15 protein-coding genes and 1 tRNA gene are annotated in these 18,924 nt (G+C 42.1%); 7 read left to right on the top strand and 9 right to left on the bottom strand.

Translation table 11 applies throughout. The features are described from left to right. Positions 1-161: 161 nt before the first annotated feature. Both FXZ76_RS02675 and proB read right to left on the bottom strand, forming a co-directional pair. The gene (locus FXZ76_RS02675) at positions 162-1,415 is read right to left on the bottom strand and encodes a glutamate-5-semialdehyde dehydrogenase (RefSeq protein ID WP_079535652.1); all 1,254 of its coding nucleotides are present in this window, start codon (positions 1,413-1,415) and stop codon (positions 162-164) included. A gap of 70 nt (positions 1,416-1,485) precedes the next feature. After that, entirely contained in the window at positions 1,486-2,250 is a 765-nt protein-coding gene (gene proB / locus FXZ76_RS02680) for a glutamate 5-kinase (protein ID WP_079535653.1), read from the bottom strand. Positions 2,251-2,389: 139 nt separating this feature from the next. On the opposite strand from proB, the gene FXZ76_RS02685 reads away from it, so the two are divergent. Further along, positions 2,390-4,888 carry an ATP-dependent Clp protease ATP-binding subunit gene (locus FXZ76_RS02685; RefSeq protein WP_079535654.1) on the top strand — a complete coding sequence of 833 codons (2,499 nt, stop codon included), beginning with the start codon at positions 2,390-2,392 and terminating at the stop codon, positions 4,886-4,888. A 321-nt stretch (positions 4,889-5,209) separates the two neighbouring features. Here FXZ76_RS02685 and cysS read toward each other — a convergent pair whose 3' ends face one another. From cysS to ispD, 3 genes are all read right to left on the bottom strand, one after another. After that, positions 5,210-6,706, bottom strand: a complete 1,497-nt coding sequence (cysS, locus tag FXZ76_RS02690; protein ID WP_079535655.1) for a cysteine--tRNA ligase — start codon at positions 6,704-6,706, stop codon at positions 5,210-5,212. 209 nt (positions 6,707-6,915) lie between these two features. Continuing rightward, positions 6,916-7,413, bottom strand: a complete 498-nt coding sequence (gene ispF / locus FXZ76_RS02695) for a 2-C-methyl-D-erythritol 2,4-cyclodiphosphate synthase (RefSeq protein ID WP_079535656.1) — start codon at positions 7,411-7,413, stop codon at positions 6,916-6,918. Next, positions 7,403-8,149, bottom strand: coding sequence for a 2-C-methyl-D-erythritol 4-phosphate cytidylyltransferase (ispD, locus tag FXZ76_RS02700; protein WP_157887278.1), 747 nt, complete (start codon positions 8,147-8,149; stop codon positions 7,403-7,405). The genes ispF and ispD overlap by 11 nt, the downstream gene beginning before the upstream one ends. A gap of 38 nt (positions 8,150-8,187) precedes the next feature. On the opposite strand from ispD, the gene FXZ76_RS02705 reads away from it, so the two are divergent. The 6 genes from FXZ76_RS02705 to FXZ76_RS02730 all read left to right on the top strand — a co-directional run bounded on the left by FXZ76_RS02705 (position 8,188) and on the right by FXZ76_RS02730 (position 13,937). After that, on the top strand, positions 8,188-9,585 hold the full coding sequence (locus tag FXZ76_RS02705) for a U32 family peptidase (protein ID WP_079535658.1): 1,398 nt from the start codon (positions 8,188-8,190) through the stop codon (positions 9,583-9,585). Positions 9,586-9,805: 220 nt separating this feature from the next. Then, positions 9,806-10,774, top strand: coding sequence for a DMT family transporter (locus FXZ76_RS02710; protein ID WP_079535659.1), 969 nt, complete (start codon positions 9,806-9,808; stop codon positions 10,772-10,774). 117 nt (positions 10,775-10,891) lie between these two features. Beyond that, entirely contained in the window at positions 10,892-11,737 is an 846-nt protein-coding gene (locus FXZ76_RS02715; protein ID WP_079535660.1) for an Mrp/NBP35 family ATP-binding protein, read from the top strand. 31 nt (positions 11,738-11,768) lie between these two features. Beyond that, positions 11,769-11,844: transfer RNA gene (locus FXZ76_RS02720), tRNA-Ala, on the top strand. Between the two features lie 181 nt (positions 11,845-12,025). Further along, entirely contained in the window at positions 12,026-13,054 is a 1,029-nt protein-coding gene (locus tag FXZ76_RS02725; protein WP_079535661.1) for an acyltransferase, read from the top strand. A gap of 73 nt (positions 13,055-13,127) precedes the next feature. After that, positions 13,128-13,937: a PIG-L family deacetylase gene (locus FXZ76_RS02730; protein WP_157887279.1), complete on the top strand. Its 810-nt coding sequence runs from the start codon at positions 13,128-13,130 to the stop codon at positions 13,935-13,937. On the opposite strand, the gene FXZ76_RS02735 is transcribed toward FXZ76_RS02730, so the two are convergent. The 4 genes from FXZ76_RS02735 to FXZ76_RS02750 all read right to left on the bottom strand — a co-directional run bounded on the left by FXZ76_RS02735 (position 13,923) and on the right by FXZ76_RS02750 (position 18,920). After that, positions 13,923-16,031, bottom strand: a complete 2,109-nt coding sequence (locus tag FXZ76_RS02735; protein WP_079535663.1) for an HAD-IIIC family phosphatase — start codon at positions 16,029-16,031, stop codon at positions 13,923-13,925. The genes FXZ76_RS02730 and FXZ76_RS02735 overlap by 15 nt on opposite strands. A 96-nt stretch (positions 16,032-16,127) precedes the next feature. Then, positions 16,128-16,886, bottom strand: coding sequence for an ABC transporter ATP-binding protein (locus FXZ76_RS02740; RefSeq protein ID WP_079535664.1), 759 nt, complete (start codon positions 16,884-16,886; stop codon positions 16,128-16,130). A 14-nt stretch (positions 16,887-16,900) separates the two neighbouring features. Beyond that, positions 16,901-17,734 (bottom strand): ABC transporter permease, encoded by an 834-nt coding sequence (locus tag FXZ76_RS02745; RefSeq protein WP_079535665.1) that lies wholly within the window; start codon positions 17,732-17,734, stop codon positions 16,901-16,903. Further along, positions 17,727-18,920 carry a glycosyltransferase family 2 protein gene (locus FXZ76_RS02750; RefSeq protein WP_079535666.1) on the bottom strand — a complete coding sequence of 398 codons (1,194 nt, stop codon included), beginning with the start codon at positions 18,918-18,920 and terminating at the stop codon, positions 17,727-17,729. Before FXZ76_RS02750 ends, FXZ76_RS02745 begins: the two co-directional genes overlap by 8 nt. Between the last annotated feature and the right edge of the window lie 4 nt (positions 18,921-18,924).

An 18,924-nucleotide genomic window follows, 5' to 3' on the forward strand; every position in this document is an offset into this window, starting at 1 on the left:
GTTGTTTCAAGCTAGAAGCGAAGTTAGTCATTAGAAGCAAGCTTGTAATTAAACTTAATTTAATTGCTAAAACCAAACTCAGTTATTAAGCCGAGTTTGGTTATTTGAAGAGAATTTAGTTAGTTGTTCTCGTGCTAGACGCGAATGTTGATATTGCAGTGTTAAACGCGAATTTGACCGCAGCCGTGGATTATGTATTTCCACGTGGTCAACTCACGCAGGCCAAAAGGGCCGCGGGCGTGCATCTTTTGTGTCGCGATTCCCATTTCACAACCCATGCCAAATTCCCCGCCGTCGGTAAAGCGTGTTGATGCATTCACATAGACTGCAGCGCTGTCCACGTTTTTGACGAAATAATCGGCTGCTGCATCGTCTGATGTGACAATAGCATCGCTATGATGAGTCGAATGTTTAGCAATGTGTTTTACTGCTGCTTTGACATCATTAACTACTGCAATCGCCATTATGTAGTCAAGAAATTCAGTGTCGAAGTCTTGTTCTGAACACACATTTTCACCAAGAATTTTGGCGGAAGTGTCATCACATCGCAGTTCTACTTTGTGGGGAGCATCTTCTCCGCAAAGCCTTTGTTTTATTAAAGGCAAAAACTTTTCTGCAATGTTTTTGTTAACGAGCAAAACCTCCATCGCATTGCAGACTGAAGGTCGGCTTGTCTTCGCGTTTTCTACAATGTTTAGCGCCATTTCCTGATCTGCGCTCTCATCAACATAGACGTGACAAATCCCTGTGCCTGTTTCAATGCAGGGCACTTTCGCATTCTCAATAACAGCATTAATTAGCCCTGCTCCACCTCGTGGCACAAGCAAATCCACATATCCTCGCGCCTCCATGAGTTCGGTTGCGCTAGCACGAGTTGTGTCTTCGATGAGATTAATTGCGCTTTGATTTATTCCTAAATCTTTGAGCACGCCTTTTGCGACATCGACTATGGCTTTAGATGTCTCGAATGCTTCTTTCCCACCGCGTAAAATGCAGACATTTCCCGACTTTAGAGCAAGAGCAAGAGCGTCAGATGTTACATTTGGCCTGCTTTCGTAAATGATTGCAACAACACCAAGTGGAACAGTCACTTTTTCAATCAGAAGCCCACTTTTGGGCTTTATGGTGTCGAGAACAATTCCGCACGGGTCATCGAGTTTGGAGACCTCGACGATGCCGTCACGCATCCCCTCTATTCTGTCATGATTTAGCGTCAAGCGATCAATCATTGAGTCGCTGATTACGCCGCGGGAAGCCTCCACATCTCTTGCATTTGCAGAAAGGATTGTCGCTTCGTTTTTTAAAAGCGCTTCGGCAATCTTTAAAAGCGCTTCATTCTTTTTTGCAGAAGAAAGATTGGAAACTTCTGCAACAGCGTTTTTTGCGTTCTCGAGAATTTCGTGTGTGGAAATCATGTTTAAACCTCCAATGGGAGCTCGTTGTTAGGTCTCAGCTTGAAAACCGCGCACGAATTAATGTGCAAGTTTATTTTGCTAAAAACCTTGTTCCTTTTGTGTGTCCTTCAACTGTGCAGTAAAGGTTGTCTGGGTCGTGACCATTTGTGATCACCATCTCGGTTCCAGCTTCTGTTGCTATCTTTGCAGCTTTAATTTTTGTGTACATTCCGCCAGTTCCAAACTTCGTTCCCGCTCCGCCAGCAATCTTTTCAATCTCTGGTGTAATTTCTTCTACCAGTGGGATAAACACAGCGTTTGGATCCACATTTGGAGCTGCAGTGAAGAGTCCATCGATGTCGGTGAGCATTATTAGCATGTCCGCTTCGATTGTGCGCGCGACATAGGCCGCAAGTTGGTCATTATCTCCAATAACAATCTCTTCAGTACCAATAGTGTCATTTTCGTTGATGATTGGTATTGTCTTCATCTCAAGAAGTTTGAACAGCGTGTTATGAAAGTTTTCTCTGCGTTCTCCGTTACGAAGGTCGGCGCCAGTTATCAAAATCTGTCCAATGACGTGATTGTGTTCTGTAAATAGTTTGTCGTAAACATACATCAGTGCGCATTGCCCGATTGCTGAAACAGCCTGGTAGGTTGGGATGTCATTTGGCCTTTCAATGAGACCTAGTTTTGAAATCCCCATTGCAATTGCACCAGAGGAAACTATGACAAGTTCATGTCCTGCATTGCTAATGTCACTCAGAACTTTACACAACTCTTCCACACGCCTTATGTTTAGGTGGCCTCCCTTGTGGGTTAGTGTAGAAGTTCCAATTTTTACTACGAGGCGCAACTTTAAAACCTTTCATGTGAGCTGTAAACTTGCAAACATTTTACCAGTGATACAGCTGGTTTAACTTATTCGTCTGTTAGCGTTGCTATTGTCAAATAAAGTAAAATTGGAGAAAACGCGAATTAACGAAAGTTGTGATATGGCATTTGAAAAATTTACAGATAAGGCACGAAAAGTTACAGTGTTAGCGCAGCGCGCAGCGCGAGACCTCGACGCTTCATATGTTGGAACTGAACATATGTTACTCGGTCTCATTGATGAGAAGGAAGGCTTTGGCGCAATGGCGTTAAAGCAACTTGGCGTCGAACGTGAAAAAGTGGTTGATGCTATCCGAGAACTCACTGTGCAGCCAGCTGATCCAACAATTCGAAACATTTCATACACTCCACGTGTGAAGCATGTTTTTGAACATGCCTATCGCGAGGCACTACAAATGAGTCAGGCCTACATTGGAACAGAACATCTTCTGCTTGGAATTATTCGCGAGGAAGATTGCACTGCCATTAAAGTTTTGAAAAAGCTGAACATTGACATTGATGATGTTCGCCAGACAACGCTAGAAATTATTGGAAAATCGCCGGTTCTTGCAGGTGGTCCACGCTCTCGTAGGTCAGAAAAAGAGAGAAGCGTTTTAGAAGAATATGGAACTGATCTCACCAAGAAGGCTAAAAAGGGTCAACTTGACCCTGTCATCGGACGCGCTGCCGAAATCGAACGAGTTGCACAGATTCTCTGCCGACGCCAGAAGAACAATCCTTTGATTCTTGGCGAGCCAGGGGTTGGCAAAACTGCAATTGTCGAGGGTTTGGCACAGCTCATAGTTGCAAAAATGGTCCCAGAACTTCTTCTTGACAAAACAGTTATCACGCTTGACATTTCGAGCCTGATTGCAGGTTCTAAATATCGCGGTGAATTCGAAGACCGTTTGAAAAAAGTAATCGATGAAGTGAAGCATAAGAAAAATGTGCTTTTGTTTATTGACGAAATACACACAATCATTGGAGCTGGGTCAGCGGAAGGCTCTCTAGATGCCGCTTCAATATTAAAACCTCCGCTCTCACGTTGTGAAATTCAGATAATTGGAGCTACAACCTCAGAAGAATATCGCAAACGCATTGAAAAAGATGCCGCACTTGAACGTCGTTTTCAAACAATCACTGTTGAGGAACCAAGCGAAGAACAGGCAATTAGAGTTCTTGAAGGATTGAAGGAACGTTATGAAAAGCATCACGGCGTGACCTATTCTGATGATTCTATTGTTGCTGCTGTTAAGATGTCGAGTCGATATATCCAAGATCGTTATTTACCAGACAAAGCAATCGATGTTCTTGATGAGGCGGGTGCCCGACTCCGCATTAGAAACATGCGTCACAACGAAAACAACGAAAAGATTACAGTTGTTGGAGAAAAGCAAATCGCCGAGGTTATTTCTATGTCAACAGGAATTCCAGTTTCTGATTTGACAGAGGCCGAAACTGCTAAGCTTTTGCGCATGGAAGAAGTTTTGCACGAGCGTGTAATTGGGCAGGATGAGGCAGTCACTGCTGTGTCTAAGGCAATTCGCAGGTCGCGCAGTGGTCTTAAGGACCCAAAACGCCCAGCAGGGTCGTTTATCTTCCTTGGGCCTTCAGGCGTTGGGAAAACGGAGCTTTCAAAAGCGCTTGCAGAATTCTTATTCAATTCTGAGGATGCTCTCATTTCGCTCGACATGAGTGAATACATGGAAAAACACGCAGTGAGTCGCCTAGTCGGCGCTCCTCCAGGATATGTTGGGCATGACGATGGCGGTCAGTTGACTAAAGCTGTTCGGAAGAAGCCCTATTCTGTCGTTCTTTTTGATGAGATTGAAAAAGCTCATCCCGATGTTTTTAACATTCTTCTTCAAATTCTTGAGGAGGGACGCCTCACCGATTCACAAGGAAGAACGGTTGACTTTAGAAACACGGTCATCATCATGACGTCTAATGTTGGTGCGCGTGACATTGCGCAGACTACAACGCTCGGTTTTTCAAAGTCTGGCGAAAGCGGTCTTTCTGACAAGGAAATTAAAACTCGCGTCATGAGCGAACTTAAGAAGCTCTTCCGCCCAGAATTTTTGAACCGTCTTGACGAAATTATTGTGTTTAAGTCGCTCACAAAAGAACAAATTCGTCAAATTGTTGACCTCATGATTGCAGAACTTCGCGACAGACTCATCGAGATTAATCGTTCAATTGAGCTCACCGATGCGGCAAAAGACTACATAGCAGATGTTGGGATGGATCCAACAAACGGTGCACGTCCTTTGCGTCGGGCGATACAACGCAGAATCGAGGATGTTATTTCTGAGCAAATTTTGGAAGGGAAGTGGCCAGAGGGAAGCATTATCGTTGTTGATGTTGCAGATAAACCAGCTGCTGACGAGGATGATAAACGCGAAGCGAAACTCGATTCTTCAATTGTTGGAGACGACAGCGAACTCGTTTTCTCTCTTGGTTGCGGAGACATACCAGAGCCCAGAAAGCATGAGTCAATCGCTCGTGACGCAGAACTTTTACTCACCGACTTTGATCTCGATGACACAGGCAAGTGTCTTGAAAAAAGCAAAACTGTAGAACCAGAACAAGACTCAGATGATTCTGAGGAAGAGGAGGACTAGTGTTCTCGCGAGGCAGGCGTTGCTTGGCCAAAAAGCCCTTGCATGAAGTGCAATGAGCATTGTTAGAATAGCCTAGCTTTTTTATTGCGTAAGGGCTTTTCAAACATAGCCAATTGAAAAAAGCCTGCATGTTGCAGGCTTTTTTGATGCTTCTATATTTTTGATTGCTTCTCAGTTCGATTTGCTTAGTAATTTCTCTCGTTTCTGACAATTTTTAATCTAAAACGGTTCAATAAGTCTCAATTGTCAATAAAAAACACTCGTAAATGTGCCTTCCAATTTAATCTATTACAAACGAATTGCGAGGCGAAAACGTGTGATTTACTTGTAAATTTTCGTCCCCTGAGCGGTGTCTTCCATCGTCCATCCTGCGCTTGCAATCTCATCTCTAATTTTGTCTGCTTTGGACCAGTCTTTGTTTTTTCGAGCTTCTGCCCTAACACTAATGATTTTTTCTAACGTTTTATCAAGAGTGCCAGCCTCTTCGATGCCAATCGTTTTGCAAATTGATGAGATTTCTGCTGGAACACTTTCGTCGTTATTCTCACTATTTTGGTTTAAATCGATGCCAAAAACTCCAAACAATTCAACTAACAAGTCTTTGGCTTTTTCTGCTGCTTTGGAATCGTCTTTCGAAATCGTTTTGTTGGGATCAAAAATTTTGTTTAATTCATTAGAAAACGAGGCGATTTCTCCCACTGCTGCTGGGGCATTGAAGTCGTCGTCCATGTGTGAAATAAATGCATCTTTGCACTTCTTAATCAGCTCTACTAGCTCATCACCATCGATTGTTGGCTCGCCATCTGTTGCATTTTTGATGAGCCACTCAAGATTGCGAATGCAGTTTTCGATGTTACCCAAAGCCTTGCCTGCTTCAGTCAAGCGCTCTTCTGAAAAGTTTAGTGGCGTGCGATAGTGTGTTTGAAGAGTCAACATGCGAAGAACCCTGGCGTCGGTTTGATTTAACACCTCATCAAGCATGAGAAAATTTCCGAGCGACTTGCTCATTTTTTCGTCGTTGATTTTGAGCATTCCAGAATGCATCCAGTAGTTTGCAAATCCTTGTCCCCATGCACACTCTGCCTGAGCGATTTCGTTTTCATGATGCGGAAAAATTAGGTCAGAGCCACCACCATGAATGTCAAAAGGAAGTCCAAGATATTTTTTAGACATGCAAACGCATTCTGTGTGCCATCCAGGGCGACCTTTGCCCCAGGGGCTGTCCCATGAAGGTTCGCCAGGCTTTGACGCTTTCCAAAGAGCAAAGTCTGCTTCAGCGCGTTTGCGCTTTTCTAGCCCCTGGCCGTCTGCAACAAGCGTTCTGTGTCCCGACTCTGCGTCTTCAACATCTCGACCACTCAAAACTCCATAGGTTTTGTCGGATGAGACATCGAAGTAAACATCGCCTTCGACCTCATATGCATGGCCTTTGTCGATGAGAGTCTGAGTGATGTCAATCATCTCGGGAATTTCTTGAGTTGCACGAGGCCGAATTGTTGGGTCGAGAACACCAGCATCATGCATGTCATTTATAAATTTGTTTATAAACTCTTCAGTGACTTCTTCGGGGGAGCGCCCTTCTTCATTTGCTTTATTGATGATTTTGTCATCACAGTCGGTGAGATTTTGCACAAAGGTGACTTCATAACCTCGGTATTCGAAATAGCGACGAATCATGTCGAAAGAGAGAAATGTTCGAGCATTGCCGATGTGAATTTTGTTGTAAACGGTAGGCCCGCAAACATACATCGCAACTTTTCCTTTTTCACGAGGGATAAGTTCTCTTTTTTTTCTGGCTTTTGTGTCATAAATTTGCATTTCTTTTCTCACCTTATTGACCAAAGTTTCCACGTAAACTATTCAATCTCACATTTAATTATTTTAATTGCTTTGACCCATGCCGACCAATCGTTTTGCCTTTAATGGCTTCCGAATTTGTGAATGAGCAAACGCCGGCATCTTTCGGCAATGTTTAATTGTTGGTTAATGCGGCCAATCTTTTAACGAAGATTTGTTTGGCCATGCTCTCAGTTGTGCTCGAGCAAACAGACAGCGCTCGCTGCCATCCCTTCTTTTCTCCCAACGAATCCAAGGCGCTCTGTTGTTGTGGCCTTTACACCGACTTTCTGAATTGGTAATTTAAGCGCCGATGCGATGTTTTGACGCATTTGCTGTTTGTGGGGAGCAATTTTTGGAGCTTGTGCCATTAGCACAGAATCAATGTCAATAATAGTAAAGCCCGACTCTTCAATTTTTTGAGCAACTATTTTTAGCATTTCGATTGAGTCGGCATCTTTCCATTCGGAAGAGGTGTCGGGAAACAAGTCTCCAATATCGCCGATTCGGGCTGCTCCCAGGATTGCATCCATGATGGCGTGAACAAGCACATCTGCATCAGAATGACCCAACAAACCCGATTTGTGTTCAATTTCGACCCCACCTAATATTAGCTTTCTACCTGCTGCTAATGCGTGGACATCAAAACCGTGCCCAATTGAGAGTGTTGGCGTTGAGCTATTCTCCATGAGTTCCTGTTTCGATTTCAATTGAACTTCCAAGCATCGTTCGAATTGACGAGATTAAGAGTTCATAATCCTCTGGAATCGTGAGTTTAATGTTGTTTCTTGTGCCATTGATGGCGGCTATTCGCCCCCCCAGGCGTTCAACTAAAGAAGAGTCGTCGGTCCCAACGAAGCCATCAGCAAGGGCAGCAACGTGTGCCTCTTTATAAATTGCTTTTCTGAAAACCTGTGGAGTGTGTGCTGTCCACAAAACTGAGCGATCGGGTGTGCCTGCAATTAACCCGTCTTCAAGGACTTTAATAGTGTCAATGCAGGGGAAGCCAACGATTGCGCCGTCGATTTCATAATTTCCTTTAAGTTCGTTTATTGCGTGGTCGATGGTTTGTGTTGTAATGTGGGGACGAGCTCCGTCATGAATTGCAACTATTGGCAAGTCATCGGACGTAACTTCAAGACCATGCAGAGCGCTTTCCTGTCGAATCATTCCAGCTTCCGCTAGTTTTACAGGTTTTTTAATGTTGAACGGTTCAACTGCAATGCTCATGTATTCGTCTTGTTTATCTTTTGGACAAACTAGAATGATTTCTGCAATGTTTTCAGAATTATCAAAAGCCTTAAGAGACCATGTGAGCATTGGCTTATCGCCTAGGACTACAGTTTGCTTGCCTCCAGGTTTTTTAAAACGAGTACCTGAGCCACCAGCTAGAATGATTGCAGATGTTAGTGCTTTTGTAGCCATGATTCCTCCTAGTCTCTTTGCTAACATTATAAATAATCATGAATTTATCGCATAACATAACGTCTGAAAACGGCGCTTTATCCTCGCTAGAGTTGCTTGCTCCTGCCGGAGGGTTAGAGCAGTTGATTGCGGCTGTCAATTTTGGAGCCGATGCAGTCTATCTTGGTCTCGATCAGTTTTCTATGCGCGCTAAGGCGAAAAACTTTTCGTTTGATGAATTGTCTGAAGGGGTAAAAATTGCACACAGCGCTGGTGTTAAGGTGCATGTCACTCTAAATATTCAAATGCACGAAGACGATTTAAAAGTGTTGCCTTCCTATTTTGAAAAGATTCAGGCGGCAGGTGTCGATGCAGCAATCATTGGAGACATCGGGGCAATGCAGCTCTTATTAAAACATGCACCCGGAGTTGAACTTCATGTTTCCACTCAAGCTGCTGTTGCAAATTCAGAAAGCGCAAAAGCGTTCTATCAAATGGGTGCAAGCCGAGTTGTTCTCGCTCGTGAAATGACAATGTCAGAAATATCTGAATTTAGGTTAAACATTCCACCTGAACTTGAGGTTGAGGCGTTTGTTCACGGAGCGCAATGTATGGCACAGAGTGGACGTTGCTTGATTTCTAGTTATCTTTGTGATCGAAGTGCGAACCGTGGTGCATGCACTCAGCCTTGTCGCTGGGGCTATCACGTCGTTGAAGAAAAACGTCCTGGTCTTGAGTTTGATCTGGAAGAAGTTTCCCTTTATCAAACAGCAAATCCTGAGTTGTTATCATCGATTGATTCTTTGCCAGCAGAGACAGGCATGTGCTCTAAAAGAGAAACTGTTTCTGGCGCCGATGAAGATTCTGGCGTCAGAAGTTTGACCTATTTGTTCAACGCCCAAGATCTTTGCATGATAGATCATTTGCAAGAGTTAGCTGATGTTGGAGTAAATTCAATAAAAATAGAGGGAAGAAACAAGAAAGCTTTTTATGTTGCTTCTGTTGTTGGAGCTTATCGTCGAGTTCTAGATGGGGCCGCTCCAGAATCGGTTCATGAAGAACTCGAATGCGTGTCTCATCGGCCCTACTCGTGCGGTTTTTATTACGCAAACCCTCGCCAGTCTCTTGACTTCGATGGCTACACTCAACAAACTTTGCATGTTGCAGATGTTCTTGACTGCACGCGAATGCGTGACAGCGATGAATTTGAGCTCACTATTAGATGCAGGAATAAAATCTGTCAAGATGAGCAAATTGAGGCGCTTATTCCAAAGACTGGAGTGAAAACTTTTTCGATTAACAATTTTGTGTGGCTCGACAAGCTTGGTGTTGAGCGAGAGCAAGAAGAGGTAAACAGGCCTGGCGAACTTTACCACGCAACTTCAAAAGTCGAAATTCCAAAAGGTTCATTTTTACGCAAAAGGGAAGAGAGAATTACCTCGAGAGCAATCGCATAGTCGCCTATTTTATTTCTGAAAAGCTTTCTAGATTTACTTGAAGGCATTTAAATTTAATGGCTTTCTAATTTCAATTTTTTTTAAAACCCTTCAGTAAAAATAGCTGCATTCTCTCCTAAAAGTCTGTAGAATCATGACTTTTTGCCGTCTTGAGAAAGTTTGTTAATATATCCATCTTGATAGGGCTTTTTCGCATGAGTAATTATATTGGGTGCATTAGATGAATGGGAATTCAAAATTTTTACTAGGTTTTCTTTCTGCCGTCACAGGTGCTGCGTTGTGGGGTTTTTCAGGATCTTGTGCGCAATACTTGACGCAGCATTGTGGAGTGCATCCAATTTTCTTGACTGCTTTTCGCTCAAGCATTGCCATCTTGTTTTTCTTTTTGGCAATGACCTGGCGTCGCAGAAAAGTTGTTCGAGCAGGAAAGGTTTTTGTTGGGCCTTTCCACACTATTTTTAAAAACAAACGCACTATTCGAGGCTTCTTTCTTTTTGCTGTTTCTCTAGGCGTCGATCAGTTTGCCTATTCGGCAGCAGTCGCCTACACAAATGCAGGCACAGCAACTGTTTTACAAATGCTTTCAGCTGTTATTGTTATGGTAATCACCTGCTTTATTTTGAAAAAATTACCCGCAACACGGGAAGTCTCTGCACTGTTTTTGGCCATAATTGCTACTGTGGTAATTAGCACTCAGGGCGACTTGGGATCAGTTGTTTTGCCAGCTTTAGGGCTTTTCTGGGGCATTCTAAACGCTTTTGCTTGCGCGGGCTACATTATGTTTCCGAAATACACAGGGCTCTTTGATGCAATTGGGAGTTTTGCTTCGGTCGCATGTGGGACATTAATTTGTGCAATTGGCGGATGGATCGTTCTTGCCTGCTTGCAAATGGCCGGAATAGATTGTTTGGGTGCAGTTTCTAATCTGGAAGTTCAAGACTGGTTAATCGCAGTATTTGGACTTGCTTTTACAGGAACCTTTCTGGCGTTTGCACTATATGTGCGTGGTGTTTCAATGGTTGGTCCTGTGGTTGGCAGTTTGCTTGGAGCAGTTGAACCAGTCAGCGCAGCTGTGCTTTCCTTTCTTTGGCTTGGCACCGATTTTACAATGTGGGATTCCTGTGGGCTCGTTCTCATGGTGATCATGCTTGTGCTCACTTCTGTGAAAAAACAGAACTCTTCGTGCTAGTTAGCGAAAATGCTTCAAAACGACACCACGGCTTAAAGTTCCCAATGATGATTCACCTCCAATAGAACGATAGTTCCTTGTTGTAATATGAATTCAATGAACTGATAAGGAGTTATCATGGCTGAAGATCAAAATAATCAAACACCTGAGGGATGCACGCATGACTGTTCAACGTGCACTTTTGGAAGCTGTGGTCAGCGCACCGCTCCACAAAAATATTCTCCACTCCCTTCTTCGAAAATAGAAAAAATTGTCGCCGTTGTTTCTGGAAAAGGAGGTGTTGGAAAAAGCGCAGTCACATGCATGCTTGCTTCTGAACTTCAAAAACAAGGCAAAAAGGTTGGAATCCTGGATGCCGACATCACCGGACCTTCGATTCCAAAAGCGTTTGGCGTAAACCGTCGTCCCGGAGCGTCAATTGCTGGCATAGAGCCAATTCTCACCGAAAGTGGCATCAAAATTATGTCATTGAATCTGCTTCTCGATAATGAAGAGGCTCCTGTTGCTTGGCGAGGGCCTTTGATTGGCGGCGTTATCAAGCAATTTTACGAAGAAGTGATGTGGGGTGAGCTCGACTATTTGTTGTTCGACATGCCTCCAGGAACAAGCGATGTTTTCTTGACTATCATGCAAATGATTCCAGTTGACGCGATTGTTTCGGTTTCAGCTCCTCAAGAGCTTGTTCAGATGATTGTCGGAAAAGCTGTAAATCTCGCGAAAGAAATGAAAGTTCCTGTTGTGGGGTTAGTTGAGAACATGAGTTATTTTGTTTGCGATGAGTGCAACAAAAAACACTACATTTTTGGTGAAACACAAGCTGAAGATGTTGCTAAAAAATATAGCATTCCTTCATATGCGACACTTCCTTTGGATCCTGGTTTTGCCAAACTCGTTGACAGTGGCAAAGTTGAGGATTATGACGTCAAAGGCGCACTCGATGATGTGATTAAGGTTTTGGAATAAGCCTTCTCTGTGTTATCATATCTATCGCCGTGGGGCATTAGCTCAGCTGGGAGAGCGCATGGCTGGCAGCCATGAGGTCAGGGGTTCGATCCCCCTATGCTCCACCATTCTTTAAGGTTTGTGTAACAAATCTCTCACTTGGCGTCGGAGATCAATTCGTTCTGCATTTTCACTAAAAGCGAACTGTCAACAGAAGTATTCTTTGACACTTGCATCTCATGCAATATACTAAAACTCGTCTTAATTTGGGAATATTTTGCTTACTTAATTGAATAGGGTAGCTCTTTTATGGAAAAACAGCGCATTGTGTATTTTGATGCATTAAACATTGCTGCGTGCTTGGCAGTAGTTTTTATGCATTGCAACGTTCTTGTTCATGCCTATCAACCGGGCATCAATTGGCTTTGTTCTCTTGTTATCGAAGTTGTGTTTTGGTGGGCTGTGCCAATTTTTTTGATGCTTTCAGGCGCGAATCTCATGCGCTATCGCGATCGTTATGACACAAAGACATTTTTCAAAAAGCGCATGTTGAGAACTTTTGTTCCTTTTATTTTTTGGAGCATAGCGATTTACTTTTTAAGATTCGGAATGCTCGCAACCTCCCCAACTTTTGGTTTAACAGAGTTTGTCTCACTTTTTATGAATAATGGAATTGAGACTGTTTACTGGTTTTTCTTTCCACTGTTTGCGCTTTATTTGGCATATCCTGTTTTGTCTTGTTTGGCCGACAGACGCCGTGTTCTTTGGTATCTAGCTGGAACATTTTTTGTTCTTCAATCTGTTATTCCGCCCCTTGCCACCCTCTTTGGAGTTCCTTGGAATACTGAAATTCAACAACCAGTCGCCACGGCATTTGTTTTTTACGCCGTGCTCGGCTATCTTGTGTCCACTCAAGACATTTCGAAGAAGCATCGATTGATAATTTATGCACTTGGAATTGCAGCTCTTATCATTAGGTTTGTTGAGATGGCCAATTTATCGGCGTCTCTGGGTGCTAAAACAAGCTATTTGAGCACTTCGTATGCATCTTTTGTTGGCGTTTTGCCTGCTTTAGCAGTGTTTGTTTTTTTTAAATATCTAGATTTTTCAAAGCTAAAACCCAAGATGACTTCTTTTGTTGGGAAGGTCTCTTCTTGCAGCTTGGGCGTTTATTTAATCCACTGCATCTTAATTAAAGATGTGATTTTTGGGATTCTTCATGTGCCACTGACATCGATTGGTTTGCGCGTGATTGCGCCATTTGTGGTGTATGCCCTTTGCGTTATGATTGTGCTGTTAATTAAGAAAGTCCCGGTGCTTAATAGAGTTGTGCCTTAATCCTCATTTGCATTAGAGCGCTGGTTATGAGATGAGGTCAACTGGGCTAGCATTTTTAGGAGATGTGCACAATTTGACGAGAAAAACACTTTATGTAGTTCCCCATCAAGATGATGAGCTTTTTACTTTTGGTCTTGATGTAGTGAAGACTCTCTCACGTGGGGACAGTGTTTATGTCCTTTTAGTGACAGATGGCTCGGAGTGCTGGGTAAAAGACATGCTTGCCGACGGCAAAAAATGCACTGATGGTGGCAAGGACTTTCATGACTGTCATAAATATGCATTGTCAACTGAAGATTTTGTCGCAAGTCGAGATAAAGAATTCTTTGAATGTTGTTCTAGGTTAGGGATAAATAAAGACAACGTACACCTCTCTAACCCGCGTTTTGTTGACATGAATTTTTCGGTTGAAGAAGTTAAGGCTGCCATTAAGTCAGTCGTTGAAATGATTAACCCTGACAGAGTGTGTGTTCATGCACCAAGGTGGGAGTCATCTTTTAACCCTTGTGAGAGAAATGTCTCAATGCCTCCTCACATAGATCACTGCTTTTGCGGCCAGGCGGTTTATCTATTGCTCAGACAAAAGATCATTAAAGATGCTGAATTTTTTATAGAGTTCTATGATTTGGAACGTTTCGAGTCTTTGCACAGTGACATAACTGTTAGAAGAATTGAAGCTAATTCTGACGAGGCAGAGCTAATTCAAAGGGCAGGGCTTGCCTACAAGGTTTGGAATCCTGATGAAGGAAGATATGCTATTGGATGGCATTGTGATAAAGAAATGCATTCAAATGCTTTGAAAAGGCCCGTTTCACTGAGCTATAAAATTCCTGTCACAAGGCTTTTTGCCTCAAGAGTCAAACACAAACTATTTGTTAAATAGCTTTTTCAATCTACACGGAATAAACATCAGTGCCCTACCGACTTTATATGTAGTAGAGTTTTTAACAAGACTGAGTTCATTCAAGCTGGAGTTTTCCCGACTGTTTATTTCTGCAAGTTTAGTTCTAATTGTTTCATAGTCTGAGAACTGCTTAATTGCAAAATCTTCGGTTTCATTCGATATCAAAGTTAGCTCAATGTCTTTGCAAGCATCTGCATTTAATGTAACCACATCACTGTTGGGGATGCAGATTGATGTGGTGTGTTCTAATCTAATTTCTGTTTCTAGAGCTTCTCTGGACTCAAACCCTATTTGCTTGAGAGTTTGTGTCATAACGGCATTTCTGTCTGTTTTCCTTCCAATGAAGGTAACTTTTTCGCAATTATTATTGATGGCTAAATCGCACAGCCAGTTGCAAATAGCGTTTTCTACATATTTGCCCATTACTCGACACGACATTGCAAATTCGCGAACTTCTAAAGTAGCTCCGTTTTTAAAAAGAGAAATAAAGCCAATTTGACCATAGTCTCCAAATTTATCATTGCAAAAGAAACAAACTGACGAGTTTCTGTAGCTATTGTTAATTAAATAATTAAAGGAATCCTCGCTATATTTGATCCCAGATAGGTTTAATTGGTTTGTCCTCTGCAAAAGCTCATAAGAGCGTTTCTTCTTTTCGTTTGAGTCTGGGCTTTCTGCAGTCACCACCATTTGACAGGATTTAACAAAGTCGGTGTTTGTTCCACTAAAGCTGCTTTTGATTTGGACTCGCTTTGCTTCTGTTTGATACATCTCGCGTCTCTTTTTTGAGTCGTTCGTGATGGGTGTGTCAAACTCAGGCAAATCAAGAATTGTGGTTGCTTCTGTTTCGTTGTACGTTCTTATGCAGGGGATAGCGTTCAAAACTTCTGTTCGTTCAAACACTTGATCATCAATAAACGCGAACGAGTTGAGGTTGAGATTCAGTGCATCTGCAATCTTTTTAATATTTTGACTTTTCGGACTCCAGTTGATCATTTTGTAAACAAAAAAATCATCTATTCCAAGTCGTTTAAGTTCAAAAACCGCGTCATCTTCTTGGTTTTTTGATACAACCATTTGGACGATGCCTTTTTTGTCGAGTTGCTCGATAGTTTCTTTTATTCCATTGCGAATTTTAAGCGAATTTTTTGGGGTTTCAACGAGTGTCCCATCCCAAATGGTGTTGTCAAGGTCCCAACAGACAACCTTGACTTTTTTTGCTGGAGCAGAAGGAACGACTATCCCAATTTCTTCCTGTGTGCTGTCTGAATTGCTTTTTGCGATGTCCATCCACTTTGTTTTAGACTCTTCTTTCGGGTTGACAAAATCGGCTGAAAGAATAACAATGTGCGCGTTGTAGTCGTTTACAGGAATCAATCTCGCCATCAAAACATCAGGTGTATACATAAACGTTTTGCTTTTTGGTGTGGCAAGTTCTGTGTGTATGAGAAATTGATTGAATCCCTTGTTGACAGGAAACACACTTCTGTGCATTAACCTCTTAAGTGATGTCAACTCAAATGCCAGATCCCATTTTTCTTCGTTAAATGAATAAACTTGCAGAAGGAAGTAGTCGCTTGTAGCTCCCAACTCGTCGTCGTCTAGGATGTCGGCCCCTTGTATGTTGCCTTCTTCATAAATCTCGTTGAATTTATTGAGCAAAACTGAACCGTGATTATCTTCTTCTTGTTTGGCTAGTGTTACTGATTTTGAGATGAGTGGATTATTTTTGTTTTCAACTTTTTCTAAAGTTGTCATTCCTGGGAAAATTACAGTTTCGAGTTTTCCCCATTCCTTAAATGAAATTTCGGCGCTTGAAATGAAATCTTTGAATAATTGGCTTTCGTTGCAGATAATGCCATTTTTAAACCTTCGGCATTTGCCATCGCAACGTTTTTCGTAATGATTGCATGTTGTAAAACAAAGAGGCTCAGAGCATTCAACACAATGTTCACCCCACCATGTTGGTCGAATTGTTTGAATTTCTTCTTTTTTGATGAAATCAGAAGGGGTTTGAATGTCTGATGAAATTAAAGTTTGTTTTGATGGTTTAGAGAATTGAAACTCAAACATTAATCTATCCCTTCATCTTCTTTGAGGAGCCGTGCTAAAAACCGTTTGCTTCTAGTCTGGCATCGCGATAGCTTCATCAAATTTTGGCTTAATAATTTATGCCCCTAGGTTTCTGTAGGCCTCGCAAACTTCTTTCGCGTCGCCTTTCATGCGCATGTGCCCTTTTTCAATCCAAATGGCTTTTCTGCAGAGTTGTTCTACCTGGTCGATGCTGTGTGAAACAAACAGAAGTGTGGTCCCGTAGTTGTCTACAAGGTCGTTGATTCTTCTCATGCATTTTTCTTGGAAGAGGAAGTCGCCAACTGACAATGCCTCATCAACAATCAAAATGTCGGGGACTGTGGCTGTTGCAATTGCAAATGCAATTCTTGCAACCATGCCCGATGAATAGTTCTTCATGGGCATGTCAACAAAGTCGTGGATTTCGGCAAAGTCAACAATTTTGTCGAAATTCTCATCTATAAACTCTTTGCTATAGCCAAGCAGGGAGCCGTTGAGATAGGTGTTTTCTCTGGCTGTTAGCTCATAGTCAAAACCGGCGCCGAGCTCAATTAAAGGAGCAATTGTGCCATTGATTTTGCATGTTCCTTTTGATGGTTCAAGCACGCCTGCAACAATTTTTAGAAGCGTTGATTTGCCAGAGCCGTTTGTTCCAACGATGCCATAAACATCGCCTCGGTTGACAGTGAAATTGATGTTCTCAAGTGCCTTGAATTCCCTAAACATCAATTCACGACGAATCATTTTTATGAAATATTCTTTTAGGTTTGTTAGTTTTTCGTTAGCAATGTTGAACACCATGTCAACATCTTTAACTTCAATCATTACCTCAGAAGTGTCGATTTTATTATTCACTGTGCGCCCTGTCTTTATACGTAAAGAATGAATTTATGTTCTGTTTTTCTAAAAACTAATATTCCAAGAGCCAATGAAATCGCTGCCATTGCGATGCAAATTAAATTCTGCTCTAGTGTTGGTGTGATTCCATACATCATGATGTCGCGGAAATAGGTGATGTATTGATACATTGGATTGAACTGAATGAGAAATTGCAGTGTGTCAGGCAGAAGTTCTAGTGGGTAAAAAAGTGGTGTTGCATAGGTCCAGGCGGTCAGAACTACACTCCACAAATGAATAACATCTCTGAAAAACACTGCAAGTGACGACAAAATCAATCCTAAACCTGCAGAAAAAGCAACAACATAAACGATGCAAAGAGGCAGAAAGAGAATGTCCCACGTTGGCATGATTCTGAAATAAATCATTACAGCCACTGCAGCAATTGCCGAGAACAAAAAGTTCACCAGCGAAAAGATGACTTTTTCAAGCGGAAACACCATTTTTTCGATTCTAATTTTTTGAATGAGTGAGGCTGCGCCAATGATTGACTGCATTGCTCCACTTGTTGCGTCGCTCATTAGGTTGAACATAATCTGCCCAAGAATCAAATAAAGAGGGAAGTTTTCAATGTTAAATCGGAACATATATGAAAAAACGGCAGACATGACTATCATCATGAGAAGCGGGTTTAGGACCGACCACACGACACCGAGAACACTTCTTCTGTATTTGACTTTGAAATCTTTTCCTACAAGTGTTTTTAGAATAAACAGGTTTTTCTTCCATGTGCGAGTTTCAATTGCGTTAGTTGCAATTTCAGACTCTCGAGTTAATGCCTGAGTGTTATTATCGCTATTACTCATCGGTATCCTGACTGCTCAATCGTGTTTTAGTTCTGTTTAGGGCTGATGACCAACCTGAATATTTTACTTCTTTAGCAAACGCCTTTGCCAAGTGCGCTGCTCTTCTTGCTTTTGATGGTTTTTTGTTGTCAAACATTTTTTTGTATGCTTTTAGCGCAACCGTCTCATCATCTGGGCTCTCTCCCAAAAAAAGCTTCGCTTTTAGTTTCTCTTTGGAACTTTGGTTTTTTAGTGACGCCAAAAATGCTCTCTCCACGCCGTCGAAATAGTAGGTTGCCGCTGGTTTGTCGAGTTCAAACTGTGGCACATATTTCTCTCTGCAATCCTGCATGAATGCTAAATTGTAGGGAAGTGTTAGCGTTGTTTCTTTCCAATAGAGCATGTGCAAAACATAGTTTTGATAGTTTTGTCTGTTGCTGTTCATGAGGCCATATTCTTCAAGCTGATTTTTCATTACGACAAGTGCGTCAATCATGAACTGATATTCGTTGCTTGTGGTGTCGCTCAAACTTCCTTCACGAGACCTTCTGTAGTGATATAAGTTTTTATTTAGGTAATAAATCTTGTTTGCCGCCGTTAGTGCAACATATGTAAAAGGCATGTCTTCATGTGCTCCTACAGCTGGGAACCGCAAGTGAAGGCTTTCCAACATTGATCGTTTGTAGAGTTTGTTAACAGTAAAACCAATTAAATATTTGTAAAAGTGATCAATGTCAGAAGCTTTAAATGCTTTTTTCGCAGGAATTCTGCTTTTGTCGACTGCTGTCTTGTGTGGAGTAAATTTTTTTGTCTCTTCATCAAATAAATCGATGTCAAACACAACAGCATCGGCATCATTTTCGACTGATGCGCAGAGAGCTTGCTCAATGAGCTCTGGCTCTACGAAATCATCGGAGTCTACAAAACAAATGTAGTCTCCTTTTGCTTCATCAAGTCCAGCATTTCTTGTTTTTCCTGCTCCGGAATTTTCTTTATCAATCACTTTGAGTCGAGAATCTTTGTTCTCCCAGCTTCTCAACACTTCTAGGCTGTTGTCGCTTGAGCCGTCATTTACACAAATTATTTCGATGTTCTTGTGAGTTTGATTCGTTAGCGACTCTAACATTTCGTCAAGATATTCTTCTGCGTTATACACTGGGATAACAACAGAAACAAGAAGCGATGAAATATCGTTTTTAGATTGCATAAAA

It is taken from the genome of Phoenicibacter congonensis, assembly GCF_902386915.1.
In the GTDB taxonomy this organism is placed as follows: domain Bacteria; phylum Actinomycetota; class Coriobacteriia; order Coriobacteriales; family Eggerthellaceae; genus Phoenicibacter; species Phoenicibacter congonensis.